General features: G+C 42.3%; 17 protein-coding genes. 15 read left to right on the top strand and 2 right to left on the bottom strand.

The features are described 5' to 3' along the window. Window positions 1–69 precede the first annotated feature (69 nt). Complete coding sequence (locus IUA53_RS01770; protein ID WP_196898126.1) at window positions 70–759, bottom strand: helix-turn-helix transcriptional regulator; 690 nt, start codon at window positions 757–759, stop codon at window positions 70–72. A gap of 130 nt (window positions 760–889) precedes the next feature. Here IUA53_RS01770 and IUA53_RS01765 point away from each other — a divergent pair, with 130 nt between their 5' ends. The 12 genes from IUA53_RS01765 to IUA53_RS01710 all read left to right on the top strand — a co-directional run bounded on the left by IUA53_RS01765 (window position 890) and on the right by IUA53_RS01710 (window position 16,096). Then, window positions 890–1,276 carry a VOC family protein gene (locus IUA53_RS01765; protein WP_044055689.1) on the top strand — a complete coding sequence of 129 codons (387 nt, stop codon included), beginning with the start codon at window positions 890–892 and terminating at the stop codon, window positions 1,274–1,276. Window positions 1,277–1,631: 355 nt separating this feature from the next. Then, window positions 1,632–3,428, top strand: a complete 1,797-nt coding sequence (locus tag IUA53_RS01760; protein WP_231401235.1) for a polysaccharide lyase family 7 protein — start codon at window positions 1,632–1,634, stop codon at window positions 3,426–3,428. 442 nt (window positions 3,429–3,870) lie between these two features. Next, window positions 3,871–5,706, top strand: coding sequence for a tetratricopeptide repeat protein (locus tag IUA53_RS01755; protein WP_196898124.1), 1,836 nt, complete (start codon window positions 3,871–3,873; stop codon window positions 5,704–5,706). A 232-nt stretch (window positions 5,707–5,938) separates the two neighbouring features. After that, complete coding sequence (locus IUA53_RS01750) at window positions 5,939–7,228, top strand: tyrosine-type recombinase/integrase (RefSeq protein ID WP_012516826.1); 1,290 nt, start codon at window positions 5,939–5,941, stop codon at window positions 7,226–7,228. A gap of 144 nt (window positions 7,229–7,372) precedes the next feature. Continuing rightward, a complete protein-coding gene (locus IUA53_RS01745) occupies window positions 7,373–7,759 on the top strand; it encodes a BlaI/MecI/CopY family transcriptional regulator (RefSeq protein WP_012516825.1) in 387 nt (128 codons plus the stop codon). Window positions 7,760–7,767: 8 nt separating this feature from the next. Next, window positions 7,768–8,712 (top strand): M56 family metallopeptidase, encoded by a 945-nt coding sequence (locus tag IUA53_RS01740; protein WP_196898122.1) that lies wholly within the window; start codon window positions 7,768–7,770, stop codon window positions 8,710–8,712. A gap of 87 nt (window positions 8,713–8,799) precedes the next feature. Continuing rightward, window positions 8,800–10,089 carry a TolC family protein gene (locus tag IUA53_RS01735; RefSeq protein WP_196898120.1) on the top strand — a complete coding sequence of 430 codons (1,290 nt, stop codon included), beginning with the start codon at window positions 8,800–8,802 and terminating at the stop codon, window positions 10,087–10,089. Then, window positions 10,086–11,324, top strand: a complete 1,239-nt coding sequence (locus IUA53_RS01730; protein WP_196898118.1) for an efflux RND transporter periplasmic adaptor subunit — start codon at window positions 10,086–10,088, stop codon at window positions 11,322–11,324. Before IUA53_RS01735 ends, IUA53_RS01730 begins: the two co-directional genes overlap by 4 nt. Before the next feature lie 12 nt (window positions 11,325–11,336). Further along, a complete protein-coding gene (locus tag IUA53_RS01725; RefSeq protein WP_196898116.1) occupies window positions 11,337–14,483 on the top strand; it encodes an efflux RND transporter permease subunit in 3,147 nt (1,048 codons plus the stop codon). A gap of 4 nt (window positions 14,484–14,487) precedes the next feature. Further along, entirely contained in the window at window positions 14,488–15,186 is a 699-nt protein-coding gene (locus IUA53_RS01720; protein WP_196898114.1) for a HupE/UreJ family protein, read from the top strand. Between the two features lie 20 nt (window positions 15,187–15,206). After that, on the top strand, window positions 15,207–15,719 hold the full coding sequence (locus tag IUA53_RS01715) for a hypothetical protein (RefSeq protein WP_061486897.1): 513 nt from the start codon (window positions 15,207–15,209) through the stop codon (window positions 15,717–15,719). Window positions 15,720–15,736: 17 nt separating this feature from the next. Next, window positions 15,737–16,096, top strand: coding sequence for a DUF6488 family protein (locus IUA53_RS01710; RefSeq protein WP_020742705.1), 360 nt, complete (start codon window positions 15,737–15,739; stop codon window positions 16,094–16,096). 229 nt (window positions 16,097–16,325) lie between these two features. On the opposite strand, the gene IUA53_RS01705 is transcribed toward IUA53_RS01710, so the two are convergent. Next, window positions 16,326–16,721, bottom strand: coding sequence for an ion channel (locus tag IUA53_RS01705; RefSeq protein ID WP_044055684.1), 396 nt, complete (start codon window positions 16,719–16,721; stop codon window positions 16,326–16,328). Between the two features lie 121 nt (window positions 16,722–16,842). On the opposite strand from IUA53_RS01705, the gene IUA53_RS01700 reads away from it, so the two are divergent. The 3 genes from IUA53_RS01700 (at window position 16,843) to IUA53_RS01690 (ending at window position 20,577) form a co-directional block, all read left to right on the top strand. Beyond that, on the top strand, window positions 16,843–17,373 hold the full coding sequence (locus IUA53_RS01700) for a DUF305 domain-containing protein (protein WP_196898112.1): 531 nt from the start codon (window positions 16,843–16,845) through the stop codon (window positions 17,371–17,373). Beyond that, the gene (locus tag IUA53_RS01695) at window positions 17,366–18,097 is read left to right on the top strand and encodes a MauE/DoxX family redox-associated membrane protein (protein WP_196898110.1); all 732 of its coding nucleotides are present in this window, start codon (window positions 17,366–17,368) and stop codon (window positions 18,095–18,097) included. Before IUA53_RS01700 ends, IUA53_RS01695 begins: the two co-directional genes overlap by 8 nt. 665 nt (window positions 18,098–18,762) lie before the next feature. After that, the gene (locus IUA53_RS01690) at window positions 18,763–20,577 is read left to right on the top strand and encodes a copper resistance system multicopper oxidase (RefSeq protein ID WP_196898107.1); all 1,815 of its coding nucleotides are present in this window, start codon (window positions 18,763–18,765) and stop codon (window positions 20,575–20,577) included. Window positions 20,578–20,584 lie beyond the last annotated feature (7 nt).

Raw genomic sequence — 20,584 nt, 5'->3', positions numbered from 1 at the left:
AGCCTTTGCACCTAGCGCTGCACAGCCATATACAGCGGTAAGCAAAACATTTGCCATTAACCAGCTGTATCAAAGTTGCTCCTGTTCCACTAATTTCAAATAGGTAGTTAGGCTCTTATCTTTTTCATCAGTGAAGTGGCTGGGTAGGGCGTTGAAATTAGATATTCTATCTAACCGAAAGTTTCTGAATTCCTGCCGCAATTCACACCAGCCTGCCAACAACCAAATAGGGCTAAAAGAAATCAGTGCGATGGGGCGAATACTTCTCTGCGTTTTCTTGTTATTTAAATCAAGATAGGTAAAACCCACTCTCTGTTTACGGCGAATACATTCCCTCACTTCGGTAAACTCTACCTGCCAAGGAATTTTGTAGTGGCTTGGCGCAGAAAAAGTACTGATCTGATGCAATTCGTTTAACAGTGTCGCTGGCAAGGTCGCCTGAATTTTAAGGTAGGCACTTTTCGCTTTTGCCGCGAACTTATCGTCTGTCCAATTGCTAACCATACCAATCCCTAACGCAATCGCCTCTAATTCATCAGCATCAAACATAATAGGCGGCAGGTGATATTTTTTATCAATGATGTAGCCGACGCCAGCCTCACCCAATATGGGCACGCCAGAATCGATGAGATCTTGAATGTCTCGATAGATGGTACGAAGGCTTACCTCAAATGCGTCTGCTAGCGTTTGTGCCGTTATCGCATGGTGCATTCTTCGTAAATGATGAACAATATCATTCAACCTTTCAGCTCTACGCATGGTGGTTTGTCCGCTAGCCAGTCATTTTTTTCATTGTGGGTAAACACTACTGACATTAACTGTCAGTAGTCAACGACTAGTATGAATTTGCACCAACAAACATTCCCAAACGGAAAGAAAGGAGAAACCCATGATTGGCTATATAACCCTTGGAACGGCAGATTTAGAAAAAGCAGCAGCATTTTACGACGCCCTGCTCGGTACTATTGGCGCTACCCGCTTTATGGAAGAACCGGATTACTTTATTGCGTGGTCTAAAGATGAAGACCAAGCCGCGCTATCTGTCACCAAGCCCTTTGATCAAAAACCTGCCACGGTAGGTAACGGCGTAATGGTGGCGATGTACTTTGAGACACCAGAGCAGGTGAACGCCTTTTACGACAAAGCCATTGAACTTGGCGCCACTTGTGAAGGTCAACCTGGGTTTCGCCCCCAAGATGCTACCTCTGGTTTTTACGCAGGCTATTTCAGAGATTTAGACGGCAATAAGTTGAATGCCTTCTGCATGGTAGAGTAAGAAACACGCTAACAACCTAGATACGTGCTTTAAGGGGCTAGGCAGCATCATTCAGTTGCCGCCCCTAAAATTGGCCTTACCAATAAAGCCCCTGCACTCACATAAACCCCTTTACCCTCGCGATGAACAACCCACACCGCAAAAGGCGATACCGCGCTTTAGACACTAATTCGAAATAATTCAAGACGACTTTCTATAACCAATAATCATTATCAATACCATTCAGATCTGTTCAACTTTAAGACCAAAATGATACGGTATGTAAACCATTTGTAAACTAGTTGTTTTACAAATGAGCATGAGAGCTATTACCAAATTGGTAATAGAGGTCTTTCAATCCACTTGGAAAAACAACATGAAAATTGCCTACGCTTTATCTTGCGCTGCGCTTGTTATTGCAGCCCCAGCCTCTCAGGCCGCAACATTTGTGATGGAAAAAAACAATACTGCATTTTCAATAGACGGAAATGGCGGTGCCATCGAAGGTCAACAGCTTTATTTATGGAACACAAACACCAGCAACGTAAACCAACAATGGGTACAGATTAGTCACGGAGATGGCTATTACTCCTATAAAAAGCAAGATACCAACTTGTGTTGGGACGGCGGTTCTGGCGGTACAAATGGCCAGCCCGTCACCTTAGAAATCTGTGATGCTGGCAACTACGATCAGCATTGGGAAAAAATAAAAGTGCTTAGCGGCACTGAAATTTACCGCTTTCAAAAACGCAATGCTTCTGGCTACTCCATTGATGGAAACGGCGGAGCAGCGCAACGTCAGTCTATTTACCTGTGGTCATCGAGTGATAGCAATGTTAATCAACAGTGGGACTTAACGCGCACTGACGATAACAGCGATTCATCGAATAACAATGCAGGTAACGCCCTTTCTATCAACACCGCCTTTGATGATGGGAGTGGCCATGGGAGCTACCCTGCCACGAACGTCATTGATGGCAACACAGATTTTGCTTCGCGATGGGCAGGCAGTGGCTCCCCCGTTAATTTAACGGTTCAACTTAATGAAACCACCGACATTTCAAGTGTAGGTGTGGCATGGGGTAGAGGCGATAGCCGCGCCTATACTTTTGAAATATATGCCCGCCCGGGCACCAGCGGCAGTTGGACCAAAGTGTATGACGACGTGAGCTCAGGCACGACAGCAGACATTGAAGTATTTGATATTGATGATATTGCAGCTCAACAAATAAGAATAAAAACCTTTTCCAACACGGCAAATACCACCTGGACGAACATTACTGAAGTAGAGGTATACGGTGACGGAAGTGTTACACCACCTACCACTAACCCCACGTTAGACCCGAGTGCCCCACCGTCTGATAACTTTGATTTATCTCGCTGGTATTTAAGTATTCAAACTGATGACAATGGTGATGGTAAAGCTGACTCAATTAAAGAAGATGAACTTAATGCTGGCTTTGAAGATAGCCGATTCTTTTATACGGCAAATGATGGTGGCATGACGTTTAAAAGTGAAATTGATGGTTATAAAACGTCTACCAACACGAGTTATACACGCTCTGAATTACGTGAAATGTTAAGAGCAGGCGATACCTCAATTGATACCTCTGGCGTGAATGAAAATAACTGGGTATTCAGTTCCGCGCCTAGCGCTGCACAAAATGCAGCGGGTGGAGTAGACGGAAATATGAAAGCCACTGTGGCGGTAAATCACGTGACGTCTACGGGTGACAGTGGACAAGTTGGCCGCGTCATTATTGGTCAAATTCATGCTTCTAGCGATGAGCCAGTGCGCTTGTATTACCGTTTGCTCCCTGGTCATGACAAAGGCTCTATTTACTTTGCTCACGAGCCGGGTAATGGAAATGCAGAACAATGGTATGAGATGATTGGATCTCGCTCAAGCTCGGCCTCTGAACCCTCTGACGGCATTGCGCTAAATGAAGTATTTAGCTACGAAATTGACGTTCAAGGCGATACGCTCACCGTGAAGATTCTTCGCGAAGGCAAAGCCACTGTAACCGAAACCGTAGACATGAGTAACAGCGGTTACGATGTTGCCGACGAGTACATGTACTTCAAAGCCGGTGTGTACAATCAGAACAATACTGGTGATGGCGACGATTATGTGCAAGCCACATTTTATGCACTAGAGGTTACTCACGACTAAAAATACCCAGATATAGCCGCAACCGAAAAGCCCCGTATTGAGTATGGGGCTTTTTTATTCTTGGTGCCTTTATCGAGCGCAGGGTATCCATAGGTTTGGTCTGCACTATGTTTTTATTCTGCACAATACTCTTATCTCAAAGCTGACCTTTTAGCGAATGGCCGTCAACCCGTCTCATGAAAATGAAAGGAAACCATCATCATTTTAAGTTATCTCACTTGTAACATTGACCAAATCGGTTTTCTGGCCCACAGTGATTAAGTAGCCAATACATCCCTCGTATAAAAGTATTTTAAACGCCACCACTGGTTATCTCTATGACCAGCATAAACAGCTCACCTGGCGCTATTGCACTGCGACGTTAAACAATAATTTGACGCTATTGACAGTATTCCAAACCACTAATTGGGTTAATCACGATCGAATGTTGGCGGGGACATTGATGAAACAACATAAACCAAAGGAATACAGAGTGATGAATTTTTTACGTTTTAGTCGTAGCAGCAACCTTACCCAATGGCGATTAAATAGCCGCCTTAAGCTAAAGATAACCATGACGTTAGCTACATTAATAATACTGGGCGGTTGTGGCGGCAGTAGCGATAGCAGCACTGGTATTATGGCTGAACAGCCCACAGAATTAGCCCTCGCTGAAAGCAACTGGCGGCAACCGCTATTTAGTGGATTAGGGGCGGTAAACTTTCCTATCACCACCAACTCAGAAATTGCACAGCAGTACTTTAATCAAGGGCTTGCATTGTCGTATGCGTTTAATCATGCGGCAGCAGATTTCGCATTTAACGAAGCCACCATTTATGATCCTGACTGCGCTATGTGCTATTGGGGCAGCGCACTAGTACTAGGCCCTAATGTGAACGCCCCCATGTTTCCTGACAATGCCAATCGCGCCTTTAGTTTGGCCACATTGGCAAAAGATCTGAGCGAGAACGTTAGCACTAAGGAGCGCATGCTCATCAATGCGTTGCAACAGCGATATTTAGCCACAGAGCCAGCAGACAGAAGCTCACTTAACGAAGCTTACGCCGATAGCATGCGCGATGTAATGAACACCTTTCCTGAAGATGCGGATATTATCGCACTTACTGCCGAGTCGATGATGGATGTCCATCCTTGGGATTTTTGGGACGCAGAAGGCGTTACGCGCCCTTGGACAAAAGAAATTACCGACACTATCGAAACCGCTTTAGCCCTTGATAAACAGCATATTGGCGCGATACACCTTTATATTCATGCGGTAGAGCAATCAACAAACCCAGAACGGGCTGAACACTACGCAGACACGCTGGCCGACCTTGCTCCAGCGGCCGGACATCTGGTGCATATGCCAGCGCATATTTATATGCGTGTGGGCCGTTACCACGACGCCACGCTAATCAATATGCAAGCCGCGGCGGCAGATAGTGAATTTATCCAAGCTTGTCGCTCGAATAGTCCAATTTATCTTGCCGGATACATTCCTCACAATTGGCATTTTGGTTGGGTAACCGCGGCGATTAGTGGCTGGAAAAGCAAAGCCTACGAGTTAGCAGAAGGTACCGCAGCGTCATTAAGTGAAGAATTGCTTCGAGCGCCAGGTATGGCCGTTGCACAACATTATTATTCCCAGCCACTTTACGCAAAAGTGAGGTTTGCCGATTGGCAAGGCATTCTAAATACCCCACAGCCAGCGCACGATCTTCTTTATGCGCGGGGAATCTGGCACTACGCCAGAGGACAGGCATATATTGGCCTTGATGCGCCAGTGAAAGCCCAGCAAGAATTAGCGCAATTGGCCGCACTACGCAGCATGCCCGAAGTACAATCTCTCATGTTTTTTAACCGCGAAGGTGCCCCGGTCTTACTAGAAATCGCAGAGACAGTAATGAGAAGCTCCATTGCAACAAATGCAGGCGAGTTACAAAACGCGATATCACTATTAAAGGCTGCCGTGATAATGGAAGACTCTCTGCCCTATACAGAACCACCAGAATGGTACTTCCCGGTACGCCATGCGCTAGGCGCCGTACAAATTTCAGCCGGTGAATTTGCTGCTGCCGAAGCAACCTACCAACGCGACCTCGAGATTATGGTCGATAATGGCTGGGCCTTACGCGGACTGGCTGAAGCGCTAAGGTTGCAAGGTAAAACTGACGAGGCAAAAATAGTACAGCGCCGATTTGAAAAAGCCTGGGAACACGCTGAGATTAATATCTCTGGCTCCATAATTTCTGCAACTGATAGGATGTTAACGGCGGCGAATAGTGGTTTAACTAAGTAAATTTAAAATAAACTTACATGTTGTAACGCGGTACAGCCGCAAGAACACGCCAGATCAAAAAAGCCCTCGCATTTCTGCAAGGGCTTTTAAGAATGGTGCCTCGACCCGGGATCGAACCAGGGACACGCGGATTTTCAATGTAAATCACTAATTTAAGTCTTTGAAAATAAGTTACTTTTAATTTCTTTGCAAATTCTTTGCAAAAAGAACTCTTTTCTGTTTTACTGGCGCTATGGCAAAACAGACTGAAAGACACGACATAAACGATGAGCTGTATATCTTTAAACAAGATAACAGTGAACGCTGGTACGCGCGATTTATACTAACCAACCACAAAAAATGGCTCTGTAAATCAACTAAGAAGAAAGATAAAGACGAAGCTATCGCCATGGCACATCGAATCTTCTTAGACCACCAAATTAGACACGAAAATAACACACTAGTCCAAAGTAAGCGATTCAAAGACGTAGCTGACCGCGTCATCGAAAAGCTTGAAGAGCAACTAGAACACGGGGGCGGTAAACGCACCTATAAAGACTATATTCGAGCTTTAGAAAACTACCACATACCTTACTTTTCACGGACATTTATTACTTCAATTGACCAAGAAGAAATATCTAAATTTGATGAGTGGCGTAAAGGGCGGATGAAGAAGTCTCCAGCCTCCTCTACATTATTAACTCACAATGCTGCTCTTCAGCTCGTTTTTAAAGAAGCTATTGAGCAAAAATGGATGATCGCCGCTCAAGTACCTGTTCTTTCATCTAAAGGTGAAGCAGGCAAACGCCGCTCTGCATTTTCGGAAGAGGAATACGAAGCTGTATTGGACGCAATACTAGAAAGAGAATTTAATGCCCATAGTGAAAAAACTCGTCAGATCTGTGAGTTACTTTATGATTATTGTGAAATAACAATAAATACTGGTATTAGGCACGGAACGGAAATGGACGCCTTAACGTGGAAGGACATCGAAATAAAAACGCAAGGGTCTAAAGCTCAATTCTTCATTCACATCACCAAAGGTAAAACAACAAAATATACAGGCCCTCGTAAAGTAGTTTGTAAACGTGATGTGATTGGTGCTTTAACTAGACTCAGAGAACGTTTTCCACTGCGTACACCTAACCAAAAACTATTTTTGCTAGCAAATGGTGAACCCACAAAGCAATTAGGTAAGGCATTTGAGAAAGCTCTCCAAAGTTCGGGATTAAAAGAGTCACCCAGAGGACCGCGAACGCTATACTCTCTTCGACATACCTACATTACGTGGCAGCTTCTCAACGGAACCAGCATGGACGTAATTGCGCGCCAATGTGGAACCAGTACAGCAATGATCGAGCAGCACTATAGTCACGTAAAGCCGGAAATGTTTGCCGATGCTTTGTCTGGAGTAACATTTGACAAAGAAGAGCCCAAAGCATTGTCTAAGAAAACATTGAACAGACGTGCAAAGACCGCAGAGCGCGACGAAAAACGCTTTAAAGAATGGGCTGAGGAGTTGAGAAAGCGTGGGTGTATTTAGTGCAAAATATAGTGAGATAATATTATTAATAAGTTCCGCCTAACGATGAAGTGAAAAAAAACTGAGATAAAAACCGATTGCCGGTCGGTACTCTCTATGTATAATACCTATCGTTAATCGGTTTTTTAAAAGGGTGCGGCGAATATGAATCTTGGTGAACTTGAAAAGCTAGTTCTACATTATTTATGGAAGCACAAAGATGTTGATGTAAAGCAACTTTATTCGCATTTCATAAATGTGAGGGGAGGAAGCTTAAATACCTACCAGAGTACACTTGATCGCCTTTTCAAAAAGGGACTTCTAGCCAGAAAAAAAGAGGGGCATGCATATATCTATAACACAAAAGTCGAGAGATACGAGTTGATCGGACAGCTTATAAAGTCAGTTGCTAGTGACTTTATTGCTGGCGACGATAGCAGCCTTATCGCAGCTTTTTCTTCCATCTCAAGTGAATTTAGTGTCGACCAACTAACTAAACTAGAGCAACTTATAGAAGAGCAAAAAAAGCTCAAGTCAGTGAACAAGGATTAAGTAAAATAATGACAATATTCTTCAACCTGCTAGCAATTTTTACTATTGCATTCGCAATAACTAATTTGGTTGTGTCTATTGGCGTATCTTTACTAGGACAAAAGTTAACATCTGTTCAGTTAAAACCAAGGAAAGCTCTGCTTTGGTTTTGTGTTTCAATGCCATGGATAATGAGCATTTTAGTCTGTCTTTACTTACTTGATATATATGTCTACTCAAGCATATTTGAAACTAAACAATATGCTCATTGGCATCATATATCAGATTTCAACTGGTTTAGTTGGCATGCAGTTACAATAATACTCCTGCTCTCTTACATGATGTTTGTATTGACTTCAAAGACGAGACAGCTATGGCTTCATAGACAGGAGGTGAGCTTGCTAACTTGCCTCTCAAAAAACTTAAGCCGGGGGGTATATGAAGTTGAGATACCTAAATTTGCAGCGTTTACCTCTGGAATACGGAGCAAGAAATGCTTCATAACTACAGGGCTTTTGAATGAGGTTACTCCCGAAGAACTTGATGTCATTTTAAAGCACGAAAGAGCGCATGTTGTAAATAATGATCCCCTGAAAAAGTGGCTGTTTAGTATTTTGGTCTCGTTTTATTTCGCACCAATAGCAAGATTACTAACTCTACAGATGGTGTTGGCTATGGAACAAGATGCAGACAATGCTGTATTAGAAGAAGGAATTGACCGGATATTTGTTGCAAGCACTTTAGTTAAAGTTGCAAAGCTGAATGCGCAAGAGCACATACTTAAGTCAAGCGCTTTAGTTGTAAATTTCGGCGCAGATGTTCTTGAGCAACGCATCTATTTCCTCTTGGGTAGGTTGCAGTTGTCACCTATCAATAAGACTGTAGCGTTCTCTTTTGCCATTGCATTATTTTTTCTATGTATGACTTCTTTAGACGGTGTTCATCATCTTATTGAAACGGTGTTTAGCCATTAAAATTAATTCTGAAAACCGACCGGTGAACGGTTTTTATTTTCAAACCTAGTCGAAGGCTTTTAAAAAGCTTTCATAAGGAATTTATTTATGTTTTTTGGAAAAAAATTAAGCAAAAAACCGATCATCAATCGGTTTTTTGTGAGTGGTATGCTTATAAGCATGTCCATCAGTGGGATGTCTGTTGGTGTTAATGCACAAGAAATACTCACATTGAATGATGCAATTAGTCTATCTCTGCAACAACATCCTGAATTACATGTATTCACACATAAATCAGAGGCTGCAAAAGCTCTTATTACTCAAGCTGAGGTTGGCACGCCTAAAGTAGTTAATGCGCAACTCGAGGATTTCTTGGGCTCTGGCAACAACTCAGGGGTATCTGGATTGCAAGCAACATTGAGCATTTCATGGTTACTTGAAAATGACATTATCGAGTCTAGGGTCAATCTGGCTTCATCGAAAGCTGATGCAACTACAATTGATCAAGAGGTTAGAGCCGTTGATATCGCAGCAAATACAGCACGATTGTATATAACCTTATTGGCTCAAAAAGAGAACTTAAAGTTAGCGAAGATTGCAGAAGACCAAGCGAAAGATCTCTTGGACAATGTAGAAGGTCGTGTAAAAGCAGCAAGAGCTAACGCTATCGATGAACTCCGCGCTCGCGCTTCGCTATCTTTGTACGAGCTAGAAGTAGAAGATCTTGTTCATGAGATTGCAGCAACAAAATCTGCATTAGCGGCGCAGTGGAAGGGCACTACAAACTTTTCAGTAACTGGAACGCTTACAAATATTCCTTCAATTTCTGAGTTAGATGAAGTTTTGAAAAGATTGAAGGAAAACCCGAAAATCCAACGCTACATATTACAGCAACAAGAAATTGAATCTGAAATTGATTTGGCAGTAGTAGAGGAGTCACCCGCTTGGGAAGTGTCGACAGGCATTAGACGAAACGAAGTAATTGACGACTTTGCATTTGTAGCTGGGATATCAATACCTATTGGAGGCGAAGGTCGTAATAAAGGATTAATCACGTCTTTGCGAGCAAAGCAGAGCCAAAGTGCTGCTGAATCTGATGCCTTACTTCAAAGTATTTCCACTGATGCTCTATTGTTGACTCACAAATTAAAGCACAGCCTCCATGTAATCCAAAAATTATCAAACAGTTCCATTCCGATGTTAGAGCAAGCAAATGAGCAAGCTAGTCGAGCATACAACATCGGAAGTTACTCATATACGGACCTCTTTGCAGTCCAGAAAGAACTGTTAAATGCGCAGAAGAGCCTAATCGATGCCTATACCAACATTCAACTATTTAACATTGAATTAGAGAGATTAACGGGTACTTCGGTATCCAAGAATGAGAGAGCACTATGAAACTTCGCAAATTATTTACCTTAATAGCATTTGCCCATATTGGCATTAGCTTATCCGCAATCAGTAACCTAGCTGTTGCTGAGTCAGCTAAAGAAATTGCTCAAGAAGAAGTAGAGAAAGGCCCTAATAATGGTCGAGTATTGAGACAGGGTGACCTTGCTATCGAGCTGGCGATTTATGAAACCGGCACCCCTCCCGAATTTCGTGTATACGCTAGTTATGCAGGACAGCGAATATCAGCTGAAGACATTGAAGTGCACGTAAAACTCACGCGTTTGGGAGATGGCATCGATGACATAGATTTTTATGTTGAGGGCAATTATCTGCGCGGTGACATGGTTATCTATGAACCTCACTCTTTTTTAGTTTCACTTACCGCCAATTACCAAGGCAAAACATACGAATGGTCTTACGATAACTATGAAGGAAGGACAAAAATAGATGATTCACTAGCAAAGGCTATGGACATTAAAACCGATTTCGTATCGAGTAAAAAACTTAATGAGCGGTTGAAAGTATATGGCCAGTTAGTTTTACCTCCCAATGCAGTGAGGAATATATCTACGCGTTATCCAGGCGAAGTAACTTCTGTTGATGTCATTTTAGGTCAAGCAGTAAAGAAAGGGCAGACTCTTTTCACTATCCAATCAAGCGAAAGCTTGCAAAGTTATCAAGTTAAATCGCCGATTGATGGCCTAATTACATTTCAGGATATTGGGGTAGGCGAACAATCGAGAGACAAGAAACTAGTCGCTATTACTGATACCTCGCAATTAATAGCAGAGCTGAACGTATATCCAGAAGACCAAAACAAGAAATTGTTAGATGCTCCCGTCGATATACAAGTTCCGGGTCACGATAAGACGATAAGCACTAAAATTTTTGACAGCCTTTATGCCGTTAACGGCTCGCAAGCAAAAGTCTATCGCGCCATTGTCAATAATAATGACGGCTTTTACTCACCAGGACAGTTTATAACTGCCCAAATTCTCTTTGACTCATTCACCGTTGAAAGAGCTGTGAAAGAGGAATCCCTTCAGGCTTTCAGAGATTTCACGGTGGTCTATGGAAAGTTTGGTGATCAATACGAAGTTCGGATGCTTGAGCTCGGCCGAAAAGCAGAGGGATGGGTTGAAGTACTAAACGGCATTCCCTCTGGAACAGAATATGTCACTCTCAACAGCTACATAATAAAGGCTGATATTGAGAAGTCGGGCGCGTCTCACGACCACTAAGGAACTCCTTGAATGTTAGATGCTATTTTAAAATTTTCAATCGAGAGAAGTAAGCTAATTCTCGTTTTTGTTTTCGCGGTAGCGATGCTTGGCCTTTGGAACTTCCAAAAGCTGCCAATTGATGCTGTACCAGACATTACCAATGTGCAGGTTGTAATAAATACAGAGGCACTTGGGTATACCCCACTGGAGGTAGAGCAACGTATCACGTTTCCTCTTGAAACCGCATTGTCAGGAGTTCCAAACCTGTCTTATACGCGTTCTGTATCTCGCTATGGATTATCACAAGTAGTTGCAATCTTTAATGATGACACTGATATCTATTTTGCTAGGCAATTAGTCAATGAACGTATTAACGCTGCAAAATCTGAACTTCCCTCAGGACTGGAGCCTGAGTTGGGGCCAATTTCTACGGGACTTGGTGAAATATTCATGTTCACGGTTGACGCTAAGGAAGGGGCAACCAATGAAGATGGTCGTCCAATTTCCCCGACAGACTTAAGAACAGTTCATGATTGGGTAATTCGCCCACAATTGATGCAAGTAGAAGGCGTTGTTGAAGTCAACCCAATTGGAGGATTTGAGCGCGAGATCCTTATTGCACTGAACCCCGATAAATTATTGTTATTCGGTTTAACTCAGCAAGATGTCATAAATGCAGTAGGAAAGCATAATTCAAATAAAGGTGCAGGTTTTATTGAGAAAAATGGTGCTCAATGGTTAATTCGACTGCCTGGACAAGTGGAAACGCTTAAACAAATTTCTGAGATTCCTTTGCCTACAGACCTTGGCAAGATTGTTCGAGTAAAAGACGTCGCGGAAGTAAAAGAAGGTAAGGAGCTAAGATCTGGGGCTGCAACACAGAATGGTCGAGAGGTCGTGCTGAGTACAGTCTTTATGTTGATAGGCGAGAACAGCCAAAAGGTCGCGAGAGGTGTTGGTGAACGAATAAAAGAAATTAGCGCGTCACTTCCCGAAGGAATAGTCGTAAACGCTGTCTACGATCGAACAAAACTAGTCAATACAACATTAGATACGGTCAAAATGAACCTTACTGAAGGGGCTATTTTGGTCATTGTTGTTCTGTTCTTACTATTAGGCAACATAAGAGCCGCATTTTTGACAGCTTTAGTTATTCCTTTCGCCATGCTTATGACTGTAACGGGAATGATTCAAACACGAACAACAGCGAATCTGATGAGCTTAGGTGCACTCGATTTTGGATTGTTAGTCGACGGGGCTATCATTATCGTTGAGAATTGTTTGAGGAGACTTTCTCATGCCACTCAAAAAGGCGAGCTTAACGCCAAACAACGTTTATCCTTAGTTTACGATGCGACACGAGAGGTCATTCGACCTGCTTTATTCGGGGTTTTCATAATCACCGCAGTCTACTTACCTATATTTGCGCTATCAGGTGTTGAGGGAAAGATGTTTCACCCAATGGCAATAACGGTAGTAATAGCTCTTGTTAGCGCGATGGTACTTTCAATTACATTTATCCCTGCTGCTATTGCGCTAACTTTCAAAGGCAAGGTAACTGAGAAAGAAAACATCATTATCAATACCTCAGTATCACTTTATAGGCCTGCTCTGAAGGTTATTTTAAAGGCGAGATGGCTGGTCATTACAGTTGCATTTTCATTAGTTGTGCTGGCTTCATTTATGGGGATGCGGCTCGGCAGTGAGTTTGTGCCAAACCTTGATGAGGGCGACATCGCGATGCATGCGCTGAGAATTCCTGGTACTTCACTATCGCAATCTATTGCGATGCAGAAAGTACTTGAAGAGAGAATAAAAGCGTTACCCGAAGTAGAGCGCGTATTTGCAAAAATAGGTACCGCGAATGTAGCTACAGATGCAGTTCCTCCTAGCGTTGCTGATAATTTTATAATTATTAAGCCTAGAAGCGAATGGCCTAACCCTAATAAGACTAAAGAACAGCTAGTTGCTGAATTAGAAGAACTAGTTACACCTGTGCCAGGCAATAGGTATGAATTTCTCCAACCAATACAGATGCGATTTAATGAGTTGCTTGCTGGAGTTAGAGCAGAGCTTGCAATAAAAGTATTTGGTGATGATTTTGATACTTTGGCTGAACTCGGGAAAGAAATCGAAACGGCAATTCAGGATGTTGAAGGTATACGTGATGTGCAGGTAGAGCAAACTAAAGGTCTTCCAGTACTCACTTTTCTACCGCACAGAGAAAAGCTCGCATTATACGGGCTTAGCCTTGAAGACTTTCAAACACAAGTAGCTGTGTCTATGGGGGGGCAAGTCGCAGGAAAATTTTACGAAGGCGATAAACGTTTCGATATTGTAGCGCGTCTTCCTGAGGAAAAGCGCCAAGATGTAAATTCGCTGTCTAATTTGCCTATCTCCTTACCAAATGGTGAGCATATACCTCTAAAAGAGCTTGCTGATATGGAAGTTATTTTAGGAGCTAATCAAGTCAACCGCGAAAACGGAAAGCGCAGAGTCGTTGTTACTGCCAACGTGCGTGGTCGAGATTTAGGTAGCTTTGTTCAAGATATACAGGTAGCGATTAAATCTAAAGTTAAATTACCTGCCAGTTACTGGATTGAATATGGTGGTACTTATCAAAAGCTACAGTCTGCGTCTGAGCGTTTAAGCATTGTGGTGCCAGTCACACTTGTTCTTATTGTTTTACTTTTATTCTTGGCACTAGGTTCGATAAAAGACTCGCTCATTATTTTTTCAGGGGTTCCGTTGGCACTTACAGGGGGGATCTTTGCTCTGTACCTTCGAGGCATCCCTTTTTCAATATCTGCGGCAGTCGGCTTTATAGCGTTATCTGGTATAGCAATTCTGAACGGATTAGTGCTTGTTTCGTTTATTCGGGATTTAATTTCGAGGAACCAATTGCTCGAAAGTGCAATTATTGAAGGAGCAGTAACGAGATTAAGACCTGTTATCACTACAGCTCTCGTAGCTTCGCTAGGTTTTATTCCAATGGCATTAAACACAGGAATCGGCTCTGAAGTTCAAAGACCATTGGCAACCGTTGTAATAGGAGGTGTAATTTCTTCAACAATCTTAACGCTTTTCGTCTTACCCGCACTATTTCGAATTTTACATTCGAACGACAAGTCTGAAGAGCACAATTCTGGGAATTCATTAATGAAAAGCGAAGGGTAAATAAATGTTAGGTAAATTAAAGCTAACGCATTTGGTGTACCTTCTTCTATCTCTGTGTGCAATGGCTTCGTTTGAAGCCTTTGCACACGGTGTAGACGACAGTACACGTAACTTCTTAGAAAACAACACTGGTATCCAGATAATTCCCTTTCTGTATATCGGAGCTAAACATATGGTTACGGGTTATGACCATTTGCTGTTTCTAGTGGGAGTGCTGTTTTTTCTGAGAAATAGTAAAGACGTCTTGCTCTACGTAAGTATGTTCACGATAGGTCACAGTTTAACTCTAATGACTGGAGTCCTAGCTAATATCCAAGTTAATGCATACCTGATTGATGCAATTATCGGTTTATCAGTGGTTTATAAAGGGTTTGATAACCTCGGAGGATTCACCCACTTCTTTGGTAAACAACCCGCCCCTAAGAAAGCTGTACTTATTTTTGGCTTGTTTCATGGCTTCGGATTGGCAACAAAGATCCAAGAGTTTCACTTACCTGAAGATGGGCTAGCGCTAAATCTACTCTCCTTTAACATTGGAGTAGAAATTGGTCAGTTTATGGCTCTTATTTTTATTCTTCTGTTAATTAATTTTTGGCGTCAATTCGAGAGTTTCGACCGTTTTTCTGCGGCAACGAACACAGCCTTGATGAGTGGTGGTTTTATGTTAGTTGGGATGCAACTAACAGGGTATTTTGTTAGCTAAATTTTATGAGAAATATATTTATGGAATCTAATCAAACAAATCGTGCACTGATAAAAGCGACTGTAATTGCATTGTCAGTAGCAGTAGTGTCTCTAGTGTTATTTATTTTACCTGCTGAGTATGACATTGACCCTACTGGTGTCGGAAAGAAGCTCGGTCTAACAGTATTTAATCAGGACGGAGAATCTCCTTCTGCTAAGACAAGTACAGACGGTGACCAAGATACAGTGGTCGTTACTGTTCCAGCAGGTAAAGGTATCGAGTATAAGCTCAGCATGATGGAGAGCCAGCAGGTCACTTATGAATGGCAAACAAGTAATGGCGAGCTATATGTCGATCTTCATGGTGAACCAGATGGTGATAATACTGGCTATTTTAAGTCATACACTGTCGCTACTGTTGAAAGTATGAAAGGGAGTTTTGTTGTTCCTTTTAACGGGTCACATGGCTGGTATTGGAAAAACAACACAGACAAAGATATTGATGTTCAACTAATTTTCAGCGGTGAATACATCGTTGAAGGTTTAAAGTAAAAATGAGGAATCACAGAATGAAACACATAAAAGTATTAACAATTGCATCTGCGCTTTTAGCTTCTTCTAATGCTTTCGCACATGGAGGAGCGCATGGCGAGGTAAGTGTTATGGAGGTCATCCAAGCTGCCCAGACAACGGCTAAAACACTTACTTTTAAAAATAATGGAATGTCTGTAGGGAAGCTGGACACATCATGGAATAAGGTCGCACAGGGAGATTTCGAATTAGTTGAAGCGACAGAGAGAGAATATATAGTTAAAGCGACAAACTCTGAGAACGGTGAAACTCTTTTCTTTAGCATTAGCAAAAAAGGAAAAGTCCTCAATGTTGAAAAGGCAACCTCATTTGACAAAGGTCATGGCCATTCTCATTAATCGAAGTTAATGAGAATTTAAGTTTCGAACAAGAGATTTTCAGAATCATAAAGTCAGCCCCAACCGTGCTTTTGGTTCTGAAACGCTTGCTTAGCCATACCCTCAATCTTCTTTAAGAGAGAAGCAAAGAGCGCTTTCTGGTATCTAAAAAGACAATAATTTTCGAAACATTGTTTCATTAAAAACTAGTCCTAATGGGAGAGGTTTACATCTTCTCAGGTTACAGTTTTTACATATGCTTGAACACTTTCGATGCTGAACAGCTTATTAGTAGAAATCCTGTAGCCGATTCAACTCCTGCTATCATTCGTAGATGTCCATCCGGCTCGATACTTCCAAGACCCAATGTAGTAATCGTAGTTAGTGAAAAGTAAAAAATATCCATGGAAGTGGCAGGTTGCTTAAAATCGCCGAGCTCGAAATAAAGTCCAATTTCATACGCCAGAGTAAAAATGACTGCTAGTAAAAGTTGGCTCGAAATGGCAATAACGACTACCGACAGTGTTTTTATCCAAGCTCCCTTCAATCTCTCGCTGATATTGTCCGCGACTACTGAAATATTAAAAAGATGCAGCCCTACGCAGATCAACAGTGCAGCTAAAACTATTAATATAGACAAAAACATAATATTTCCTTGTTGGTACAAAACTTGACTAGTTAAGATTGATTGGTTTGTAACCTCTCTCAAGCTTTCTTTTGTTAGAAAGATTTACAAATATTAACTATTTCTTAAGTAAGGATTACATATGAAATACTCTAAGTTCGCTGCAATGATAATAACTTCAACTGTAGCGATGTTTTTAATGATGTACTTAAATACCTACGCTATCTCGCATGTCTGGTTCAGTGAGACAAGGACTTATATGGCACTCTATATGGGGGCAGGCATGGCGATTATAATGTTAGCTTTCATGTTAGGTATGTATAGCAACAAGAAACTCAATACAGCCATTTTTATAATAGCGGCACTTACTTTCGCCTTGTGTATCTATCTTGTTCGTTCACAAAGTACCATTTCAGATACTGCCTACATGAAAGCAATGATTCCCCATCACTCAATAGCCATTTTGACTAGTGAACGTTCGAACCTTGAAGACGTTCGTGTGCGAGAGTTAGCTAACGGCATTATCAAAGCTCAGCGAAAGGAAATAAAAGAGATGGAGTGGTTGATAGAGGATATAAATAAGAATGGCAAGGTAACAACTCAGGAGCAGGCACAACTGCGGCCTATTCCGCAATTTAAAGGTAAATTGAATAAAGGAGAAGAAAATGAGTAAGAAAGCTATCCTATATAGAATGGTTACTAAAGAGCACATTTGCCCTTACGGTTTAAGGTCAAAAGACTTACTAGAGCGAGAAGGCTATTCAGTAGAAGACAATCATCTTACTTCACGTAATGACACCGATGATTTCAAGCAAAAGCATGGTGTAGAAACGACGCCTCAAACCTTCATCGAAGAAAAGCGAATTGGTGGATATGATGAGCTTCGTAAATACTTCGGGAAAGGAGAAGCGGGGCAGAACGGAACTACTTATGCACCTGTTATTGCGATTTTTTCTGTGGCAGCTCTGCTATCGTTAGCATTCCAGTTCTTTGTTTCTGAAGACTTCATCTCTATAAGAACACTGGTTCTCTTTATTGCTTTCTCAATGACACTACTTGCAGTTCAAAAATTGAAGGATTTGTATAGTTTTACAAATTCGTTCATAACCTACGATTTGTTGGCAATGAGGTGGCTTCGATATGGTTACATCTACCCATTTCTTGAAGCCTACGCGGGGATAGGAATGGTAGCTCAACTGCCTGCCATAGCTGTTGCGCCATTTTCACTATTTATAGGAACCGTTGGGGCAATTTCTGTCTTTAAAGCAGTATATGTGGATAAACGGGAGCTCAAATGTGCTTGTGTCGGTGGGGACAGTAACGTGCCGTTAGGTTTTGTTTCACTATCAGAAAACATTTTTATGATAGCAGGCGCATTTCTCATGTTATCTTTTTAGTTACAAGAGTTGCTTATCGACTAAACTTAATAAAAGTAACTCTATCAGCTTTTAAGATTGAAAAGACTGCTTGTTTAACTACATAGGAAGTTGTTTATCTTAGTTACAAGCAAATGTCATTGATTAAAGTGTCCTTAAGACTTATCTTGTCTAAGGGAATAACGTCGCGTAAAGGTTGAGAGCAAATACAAAGTTATGAGATCTATTATTTTCACACTATGCATTGGATATTTATTGGTACTGTTTACCGTGCCAGTTGATGCGTGTGAAATGAAAATGGATGAACATAGCTCATTAACTAAGGTTTCTCACAAATTCGCAGACGCTCATGAGGAGAAACGTAGCAGTTCACCTAGTTCTAAGCATCAAAGCGCTCACACTGATGGACACCCCTCGCATTCGGGTAAATCAGGTTGCTGCAATGATGGATGTATGTGTATAGCTACCAATTGCTACCACTTTACAAGTCTTTTTTACGTTCCCATTCGTCAATTTGAAACAACGTTTGCTGAGCAGTATGACATTATCGCTCTAGCTGTTCCCTTCAAAATTTTCACTCCACCTTTTCGTCCACCGATAGCCTAAGGCACTGACTTAGTTAGTAATACTTTTTAAATGGATGAACTTCCTTCGTCCAGTTAGTATCAATTCAAAGGCTAAAAACTATGAAAAATTCTATCGACAACGGTCGCAGAAGATTTGTGCTCGGTGCCCTAACCTCGAGCGCTGCGGCTGCGTTAACCAACGTTAGTCCTCTATGGGCAGCACCTGTTGGTCGCCATTTTAAAGATCAAGTTTTGACAGGTGATATTAAAAATCTCAATGTGTCAAAAGCGCAATTGCCAATAGGCTCAAATATGGGCTCACCTATAACGATCAACGGTCAAATGCCGGGCCCGTTGATTAGATTGAAAGAAGGACAGCGAGCGCACCTCAATGTAACTAACCACCTTAACCAAGATACTTCAATACACTGGCACGGGATTATTTTACCACCAGATATGGATGGCGTTCCGGGAGTTTCCTTTGCCGGAATAAAACCTGGCGAAACATTTAAATATGCATTCGATGTCGAGCAAAACGGCACCTACTGGTACCACAGTCATTCAGGCCTCCAAGAACAGTTGGGCCATTTAGGACCTCTTGTGATCGACCCTGCAAATGGAGACATTGGGGCTGATAGGGAACATACAATTATTTTAAGCGATTGGACGTTTTCAGACCCCCATGACGTTATGCGAAAACTGAAGGTAGCGGAAGGTTATTACAATTATCAAAAGCGAACTATTTTCGACACGTTAGAAGACGTAAAGAAAAAAGGGTTTGCCGATACATGGGAAGAGCGTGCTATGTGGGGTGCAATGCGTATGAGCCCTCGCGATATAGCTGACGTTACAGGCAGTACATATACATACTTAATGAATGGCCGGACACCACAGGACAACTGGCAGGCCCTGTTTAAAGTAGGCGAAAAAATCCGGTTGAGGATTATAAATGGTTCTGCGATGACTTATTTCGACTTTCGCATCCCAGGGCTTGAAATGACGGTTGTAGCTGCAGATGGTCAGCCTGTTAAACCAGTAAATGTGGATGAATTTCGAATTGCAGTAGCGGAAACTTATGACGTAATCGTTCAGCCAAAAGAGCGAAAAGCTTATACCTTTTTTGCGGAAAGTTTTGATAGAAGTGGATATGCGCGTGGCACCCTAACCCCGTCAATTGGCCTTACTGCAGAGGTTCCCCCACAGCGAGTTATCACAGAGCGTGGCATGGCGGCGATGGGGATGGACATGTCTGGTATGAAAGGCATGAATATGGATAAGTCCAAGGTCGACAGCTCGGGCATGGCTGCTCCAAAAGGTGAAATGAAAGGAATGGGGCAGCATAGCGCCCATACAATGCATGGCACCCAAATGGAAGGAGAAATGACCCCCTCCAAAAAGCTCCCAGTAGAAAGCATAGACATTGTCCACAGCGAAGACGGGCACGGCGCTGGTGCAGCGATGATTGCTAAAAATCCAAGTTCTAGGTTGGATGAACCTGGGATCGGTTTGGAAGACAGCCCACATCGTGTCCTTGTTTATACAGATTTAGTCGGTGAAAGTCCTTGGCCTGACGAAAGAGAGCCGGAACGTCAAATTGAGCTTCACTTAACGGGCAATATGGAAAGGTACATGTGGTCGTTCGATGGCAAAAAGTTTAGTGAAGTAGACGGATATGTACGTTTCAATTATGGCGAGAGACTACGTCTGATCTTGGTTAATGACACTATGATGGATCACCCTATTCATTTACATGGTATGTGGATGGAACTTGAAAACGGCCAATATCCAAGACCTCGTAAACACACGATCAGCCTCAAGCCTGGAGAGAAGGTCTCGTTACAAATCAGCGCAGATGCCCCCGGTGAGTGGGCGTTTCATTGTCACCTGCTATACCACATGGAAGCAGGTATGTTTCGTGTTGTACAGGTCGCATAGGAGATTA

Source organism: Alteromonas sp. B31-7 (assembly GCF_015767655.1).
In the GTDB taxonomy this organism is placed as follows: Bacteria; Pseudomonadota; Gammaproteobacteria; order Enterobacterales; family Alteromonadaceae; genus Alteromonas; species Alteromonas australica.
This window is presented reverse-complemented; position numbering and strand designations above follow the sequence as displayed.